Genomic DNA, 7,883 nt, shown 5'->3' with positions numbered 1-7,883 from the left:
GGTGCACCCAGGAAGATTCGAACTTCCGACCGCTCGGTTCGTAGCCGAGTACTCTATCCAGCTGAGCTATGGGTGCATAGTAAATGGCGGTGAGGGAGGGATTCGAACCCTCGATACAGCTTTTGACCGTATACTCCCTTAGCAGGGGAGCGCCTTCAGCCTCTCGGCCACCTCACCATACGCTTCTTTCGAATTGTGCCTGACTTGCTTTTGAAGAAGCTCATCGGCACTGCGTGGCGCACATATTACTTTCCCGCACTTATAAGTCAAACAATTTTTCCCAACTAGCGTTCATTTGCACAAATCACACGCAACATGACCAGTTTGGCGTCAAAAAGAGTGTTTTATCAACAGGCAAGATACTGTTTATTGCGGTGTAATCAAATTGAGAGAAAAATGAAATTATCCTACCCACACCATTAAATTGGCCGCGAACAGAAAATTATTACCAGAATAAGAACACAAAAAGGGAATGAATAATGAAATACGAGGGGGTAAGCAGCAGTAGCGCCTCGTGTAACACGAGACGCTTCTTCAAAATCAGTAAGTCGTCGGTTGAGACTTTTCTGCTTGGATGCGCTGGTAGATTTCTTCACGGTGAACAGAAACCTCTTTCGGAGCATTTACACCAATTCGAACCTGGTTGCCTTTAACTCCTAATACAGTAACCGTAACCTCATCGCCAATCATGAGTGTTTCACCAACTCGACGAGTCAGAATAAGCATTCTTTGCTCCTTGAAAAATTAAAAGAGTCGGGTCTCTCAGTTTCCCCGCCATTATCCATCATACACCGTGAAAACGTAAGCTATCACATTCACATTAAATGTAAGTAGCTTGGTCAAGTCTCTAACTAATACAAGTTTAGCTGAAGCAAATAACTTTGCGTTTAACTTTGTTTTCGAACTATGACAGGAAAACTGAAAAACGCCATACCCAACATAGAGATATGGCGCATTGATTTAATGGGTCTTTACTGACTTATAAACGGGATGCCACCCACGTTTCAACACTAGCGAGTGCCGATGGCAATGCTTGCACATTAGTACCGCCGGCCTGAGCCATATCCGGGCGTCCACCGCCTTTACCACCGACCTGTTGAGCAATATCAGCGATTAATTCACCCGCTTTGACTTTACCTGTCAGGTCTTTAGTTACGCCAACAATTAGACTGACCTTATCATCTGCGGTCGTCGCCAGCACAATAATAGCGGAGCCCAGTTGATTTTTAAGATCATCAACCATGGTACGTAACATTTTTGGCTCAACATTATCCAACTGACTAACTAAAAGTTTCACACCATTGACCAATTTCGCATTGGAGGATAATGAGGCACTTTCCTGGGCTGCTTGCTGATCTTTCAACTGCTGAAGCTCACGCTCCAGCATTTTACTGCGATCCAGCACCGCACGGACTTTATCAGCCAGATTATTGGTATCACCTTTCACCAGGTGAGCAACATCCTGTAGCAGGTCACTCTGCTGATGCAATAGCGCAATAGCACCCTCGCCAGTTACCGCTTCAATACGTCGAATCCCAGCTGCGGTACCTGATTCAGATAAAATACGGAACAGACCAATATCACCAGTGCGGCTGGCATGAATACCGCCACATAGCTCGGTTGAGAAATCACCCATAGTCAAGACTCGCACCTGGTCGTCATATTTCTCGCCGAACAGGGCCATCGCGCCTTTTTCTTTCGCCGCATCCAGTTCCATCACTTCAGTTTGGACTGGCATATTACGGCGAATTTGCTCGTTAACCATATCCTCTACCAGGCGAATCTGTTCCGGTTTCATTGCTTCAAAATGAGAGAAATCGAAACGCAGGTATTTATCATTCACTAATGAGCCTTTCTGAGCAACGTGGTCGCCCAGAGTCTTACGTAGTGCTGCATGTAATAAATGAGTTGCGGAATGATTCAAGCGAATACGGTTACGTCGTGCGACATCAACCTGAGCATCAATACTGTGATTAACCCGCAATGTTCCATGGGTTAATTGCCCTAAATGACCGATTGCCTGACCATATTTCTGAGTGTCAGCCACTGCAAAGGTTGCAGTCGCATTTTTCAGCTCGCCTGTATCGCCAACCTGGCCACCAGACTCACCGTAGAATGGCGTTTGATTGAGGACAACAACCGCTTCTTCACCTTCATGAATTTCATCAACAGCTTCGCCATTGCGGAACAATGCAGTCACTGTGGCCTGCTGATGAACATGGTCATAGCCAGAGAACTGGCTAGCGCTATCAACACGGATTAAGTTGTTATAATCGGCACCAAAGCCGCTGGATTCCCGCGCACGACGGCGTTGAGCTTCCATTGCTTGCTCGAAACCGGCTTCATCCACTTTCAGATTACGTTCACGGCAGACATCTGCGGTTAAATCAACCGGGAAGCCGTAGGTGTCGTACAAGCGGAAAGCTGTCTCACCATCAAGGGTATCACCGGTCAATTTACTGAGTTCTTCATCCAACAGAGCTAAGCCGCGCTCTAATGTCCGCGCAAACTGTTCTTCTTCAGTTTTCAGAACCTGCTCAACCATTGCCTGTTGTTGTTTCAACTCATCGGCAGCTGGCCCCATAACAGTAATCAGTGGAGCGACCAATTTGTAGAAGAAAGTCTCTTTCGCGCCCAGCATGTTGCCATGACGGATAGCACGACGAATGATACGGCGCAGAACATAACCACGGTTTTCATTCGACGGAATAACGCCATCAGAGATAAGGAAAGCACAAGAGCGGATATGGTCAGCAATCACTCGAAGCGACTTGCTAGAAAGATCAGTCGCACCGGTAACTTCCGCTACCGCTTTAATCAAATCGCGGAACAGGTCAATCTCATAGTTCGAGTTAACATGTTGCAAAACCGCAGCAATACGCTCAAGCCCCATGCCGGTATCAACTGATGGCTTAGGCAATGGCAGCATCGTGCCATCAGATTGGCGGTTGAACTGCATGAAGACGATATTCCAGATCTCAATATAACGATCGCCGTCCTCTTCTGCCGAGCCTGGAGGGCCGCCCCAAATATGGTCACCGTGGTCAAAGAAAATCTCTGTACATGGGCCACAAGGGCCTGTATCACCCATTTGCCAGAAGTTATCTGATGCAAAGGCACTGCCTTTGTTATCACCAATACGAATAATACGCTCACGAGGGATGCCAATGTCATTGGCCCAGATTTCATAAGCCTCGTCATCGGTTTCGTAAACGGTTACCCACAGTTTTTCTTTCGGTAGATTAAACCACTGCTCGCCAGTTAATAACTCCCAAGCAAAACTGATGGCATCATGTTTGAAGTAATCGCCGAAGCTAAAATTACCTAACATTTCGAAGAAAGTATGATGGCGTGCGGTATAGCCTACGTTTTCAAGGTCATTATGCTTACCACCTGCTCGCACACAGCGCTGAGAGGTCGTCGCACGGGAGTATGCCCGTTTATCCAAACCTAAGAAGACATCCTTAAACTGGTTCATCCCGGCATTGGTAAACAACAGCGTAGGGTCATTATTAGGGACCAAAGAGCTGCTTGATACAACCTGATGTCCCTTGCTATGGAAGAAATCGAGAAACGCTTGACGAATCTCAGCGGTGCTCTTGCTCATAATTGTCCCGGAAACAAGCTAAAAGAATAAGCTCGCGAGCAGATTGTGTAACGATAAAAGGCAACACAATGGGTAAGCTCACGAACAAAAAGTGGGACTAAGATAAATTTTCTTCGCGGGGAAGTAAAATCCTGTGTGCATTCATTCAACAAAATCATTGTAAATCGACTGAATTTCCTCCTGGAAGAAACCACGATACAGGAGATAGCGCTGAACTTTGGCCTTCTCTTTCCATTCAATCGGTAAAATTTCACTAAATTTGCGTTGAGCGACTTCTTTTGCCAACAAACACCAATTTATTTCACTGATTTCAAAAGCAGCTTGAATGAGCTCTTTATCGACACCCTTTTGCATCAATTCAGAACGAATACGCTGTGCGCCATATCCTTTACGACTACGGCTATTAATATAGCTGGTAGCAAAGCGGGCATCATCCAACCAATTATGCTGGTAACAATAAGCAATCACTTGCTCAATAACTTTCGGATCGATATCTGCAACGGGTTCGTTATCACTACGGCCTGTTTGTTTCCCCCAATGGCCTTTTGCCGAGAATGGTTGAGATGCAAGTTTGCGGCGTAGTTCTGATTCACTATGGTCACGTTGAGAGAGGAGTCTCATAGCACGACTCAGTAGGTCATTCATAATTACCCTTATTACTTGAAGCTGCAGCCGTGTTAGCTGCGCTCGTTACTCGACCCATCCATGAGCCTCGCCTCTGTGAGGCCGCTGCAAGCAGCGTTCAAATCTGCTCCCAGCAGATTTGTCACCCGAATCACTGACTGATGTCAGCTCATCGGGGTTCATTTGTTTGCTACCTTGCTGTAACCCAATTACTTTGGGTGTAGGTATAACTTGAAGAACTTATGTACATCATCATTAACTAAAACGGCCCACTGATTAAGTGAGCCGTTTGCTAATTTGCTAATCCGGTCGATGACCTTACAAATTAAAATTCTTCGCTGGTTTCATCTGCTTCATCAGCAAATGCGGCTGTTGCTACAGGCTGTTCACCATTGCCACCATTAAGCAGCATTTCACGCAATTTTTTATCCAACTCAGCGGCAACTGCTGGGTTTTCTTTTAAGTAGTTACTGGCATTCGCTTTACCCTGACCAATCTTGTCACCGTTGTAGCTATACCATGCACCGGCTTTCTCAATCAGTTTATGCTTAACACCTAAATCAACCAGTTCACCGTTAATATTGATACCTTCACCATACAGGATCTGGAATTCGGCTTGTTTAAATGGCGCTGCGATTTTGTTTTTCACCACTTTAACGCGTGTCTCGCTACCAACAACCACATCACCTTCTTTTACTGCACCAATACGGCGGATATCCAAACGTACGGATGCATAAAATTTCAGGGCATTACCACCCGTCGTAGTTTCAGGGTTACCAAACATAACGCCGATTTTCATCCGGATCTGGTTGATGAAGATTAACAGGGTGTTAGCATTTTTCAGATTACCCGCCAGTTTACGCATGGCCTGGCTCATCATACGGGCCGCGAGACCCATGTGAGAGTCACCGATTTCACCTTCAATTTCAGCTTTTGGTGTTAATGCTGCAACGGAGTCGACGATGATGACATCGACTGCGCCCGAACGAGTCAGCGCATCACAGATTTCCAATGCTTGCTCGCCGGTATCTGGCTGAGAACACAGTAGGTTATCAATATCTACGCCTAGTTTTTTAGCGTAAATAGGGTCAAGAGCATGCTCTGCATCGATAAAGGCGCAGGTTTTACCTTCGCGTTGTGCGGCAGCAATAACCTGTAAGGTCAGTGTTGTCTTACCGGACGACTCAGGGCCATAAATCTCAACAATACGCCCCATTGGCAGGCCACCCGCCCCCAATGCGATATCAAGAGAAAGAGAACCAGTAGAGATGGTTTCAACATCCATTGAGCGGTCTTCGCCAAGGCGCATGATAGAGCCTTTGCCGAATTGTTTTTCAATTTGGCCCAGTGCTGCTGCTAACGCCTTTTGTTTATTCTCATCAATAGCCATTTTCACTCCCTCTCTGGGATGCCGGGTTGCCCTGTCATCACCACTGAATGTTGTTTGTGCAAGAAATTACCACTAATTATACTGTACAATCATACAGTATCAAGACTAATTTTATAGAAAATCATCTAAAAGTGTTTGTAGTGCGAAAACAGCCGCTTGCAGCCTGACCTCGTCACGATCGCCAGAAAAAAGTTGTTTTGTCGCACTAACCTTGCCGTCACGTTTAGCAAAAGCAAACCACACAGTGCCCACCGGTTTCTCTGTTGTGCCGCCATCAGGCCCGGCAACTCCGCTTATCGATATCGCGAAGTCCGCATTAGCCGCTCGCAATGCACCCAATGCCATTTCCCGGACGACAGCGTCACTCACAGCGCCATGCTCGGCCAAAGTACTTTCTTTTACACCTAGTAAATCATGTTTTGCCGCATTGCTGTATGTGACAAAACCACGGTCAAAATAGGCTGAGCTGCCCGCAATATCTGTCAGGGCTTTAGCTACCCAACCACCTGTACATGACTCGGCACAGGTAACCCAGGCATCACGATCTTTAAGTTTATGACCGACTGCGGTACTAAGCTGACGTAATTGTTCTTCGCGCATTATTGCCCCTACTCGAATGAAGTCTGCCGCTGCCGATAGTAGCACTTCTTTGGGCCGTAACGACAACAGCTGTTCGTTATGCGAAACGCCTCGCAAGGTGTCATGAAAAAAAGCACATTACCGTACAAAGCTTTACCTCAGGGACTCAGCTGTTAGTATCAAAATAAAGAAGATGCGACTGGCGACATCTGAAGTACCGGTAATTTACCGGCATGATGAACTTAGGACGTGACAGTGAAAAAAATTCTCAACGCCTTCTTCCCACTCTATAGCGCAACGGTGCTGATGTTATTAGGGTCAGGTTTACTGACCACTTATATCTCGTTACGGTTGACTGCTATTCATGTTTCCGGTGCATTAATCGGGGCAATCATTGCTGCAAACTATATTGGTTTGGTGATTGGAGGCAAGGTCGGCCACTTCCTGATAGCTCGGGTAGGCCATATCCGTGCCTACGTGGCCTGTGCCGGCATTATTACAGCTGCGGTGTTAAGTCATGGCCTTACTGAATATATCCCTGCGTGGGTAGTTCTACGCTTGATTATTGGCCTCTGCATGATGTGCCAGTTTATGGTGTTAGAAAGTTGGCTAAATGATCAAGCAGAGTCTAGCCAGCGCGGTACGGTGTTTGGCTTTTATATGGCGGCAACTTATGCTGGTATGGCATTAGGCCAAGTCGTGTTGATGCTTCAACCTGAGCTGGGTTTAAGCACTCTCATGATTATTGCTCTGTTTTTTGCTCTGTGTTTGGTCCCCGTAGCCCTGACCACTCGCAGTAATGCTCAGCAAATGTCACCGGCTCCTATGGAACTGAAATTCTTTATCAACTCCATCCCCAAAATACTGGCCTCGACATTAGTTATCGGCATGATTGTCGGCTCGTTTTATGGTCTGGCACCGGTTTATGCCAGCTTGCAATCGCTTTCCACTCAAGAAACCGGCCTGTTCATGGCGTTATCTATTTTTGCCGGATTGGTCGCCCAGCTTCCACTCAGTTGGCTGTCCGACCGCTATAACCGCACACTCCTGCTACGTATTAACGCATTATTACTGGCCTTAACAGCACTGCCGCTAGCGCTGGTACCGCATATCTCGTTCCATTTTTTATTGGGTTTAGGCTTTATCGTCAGCATGTTGCAGTTCACGCTTTATCCATTAGTCGTTGCACTAGCCAATGATCTGATTGCACCGGAACGGCGAGTCTCTTTAGCGGCATGTTTACTGATGTCATTCGGTGTGGGTGCCAGTATCGGGCCACTTGCCGTGGGCGCGCTGATTGCCCCTCTGGGTGGCAATATTCTGTATGCGTTTTTCTCACTCTGTGGCTTAAGTTTGATAGCATTCAGCAGGACAGTTAAACAGGATCAAGACGAATTTGTTAACGATGCTCCGGTGCCACATATGGCCATACCTGACAGTTTGGTCAGTTCTCCACTCTCCCCTGCACTTAATCCCAGCTTTGATGAACAATTGATTCACGACATCATGCCCCCTCCTGATCAAGCTGAAGCAGAAAAAGAACCGGTAGAAAGCTCATCGAAAGACGAGCCTCAGCAGCAATAGTCCCAATGGTGGCAGACATAGAAACTTTAATACCTATGACTTTGCTCTATAGGTGCTTTGCTAAATATTGATTAAAAAGAGTTGAAATGGGTACTGCTT

At 46.6% G+C, this 7,883-nt stretch carries 6 protein-coding genes and 2 tRNA genes; 1 reads left to right on the top strand and 7 read right to left on the bottom strand.

Annotation, left to right across the window (positions count from 1 at the left end):
• Positions 1 to 2 precede the first annotated feature (2 nt).
• From QSV56_RS05750 to pncC, 7 genes are all read right to left on the bottom strand, one after another.
• Positions 3 to 76, bottom strand: a tRNA-Arg gene (locus tag QSV56_RS05750).
• An 8-nt stretch (positions 77 to 84) separates the two neighbouring features.
• Positions 85 to 177 (bottom strand) — tRNA-Ser (locus QSV56_RS05745).
• 363 nt (positions 178 to 540) lie between these two features.
• A complete protein-coding gene (csrA, locus tag QSV56_RS05740) occupies positions 541 to 726 on the bottom strand; it encodes a carbon storage regulator CsrA (RefSeq protein ID WP_002209449.1) in 186 nt (61 codons plus the stop codon).
• Between the two features lie 253 nt (positions 727 to 979).
• Positions 980 to 3,607 (bottom strand): alanine--tRNA ligase, encoded by a 2,628-nt coding sequence (alaS, locus tag QSV56_RS05735; RefSeq protein WP_046051511.1) that lies wholly within the window; start codon positions 3,605 to 3,607, stop codon positions 980 to 982.
• A 141-nt stretch (positions 3,608 to 3,748) separates the two neighbouring features.
• Entirely contained in the window at positions 3,749 to 4,252 is a 504-nt protein-coding gene (recX, locus tag QSV56_RS05730; RefSeq protein ID WP_005166466.1) for a recombination regulator RecX, read from the bottom strand.
• Positions 4,253 to 4,556: 304 nt separating this feature from the next.
• A complete protein-coding gene (recA, locus tag QSV56_RS05725; RefSeq protein ID WP_005166464.1) occupies positions 4,557 to 5,621 on the bottom strand; it encodes a recombinase RecA in 1,065 nt (354 codons plus the stop codon).
• Between the two features lie 111 nt (positions 5,622 to 5,732).
• Positions 5,733 to 6,221: a nicotinamide-nucleotide amidase gene (gene pncC / locus QSV56_RS05720; protein ID WP_046051512.1), complete on the bottom strand. Its 489-nt coding sequence runs from the start codon at positions 6,219 to 6,221 to the stop codon at positions 5,733 to 5,735.
• A 234-nt stretch (positions 6,222 to 6,455) separates the two neighbouring features.
• Between pncC and QSV56_RS05715 the strand changes: the two genes are divergently transcribed.
• Positions 6,456 to 7,784: an MFS transporter gene (locus tag QSV56_RS05715; protein WP_046051513.1), complete on the top strand. Its 1,329-nt coding sequence runs from the start codon at positions 6,456 to 6,458 to the stop codon at positions 7,782 to 7,784.
• Positions 7,785 to 7,883 lie beyond the last annotated feature (99 nt).

Source organism: Yersinia sp. 22-579 (genome assembly GCF_030433455.1).
GTDB lineage: Bacteria > Pseudomonadota > Gammaproteobacteria > Enterobacterales > Enterobacteriaceae > Yersinia > Yersinia enterocolitica.
This window is presented reverse-complemented; position numbering and strand designations above follow the sequence as displayed.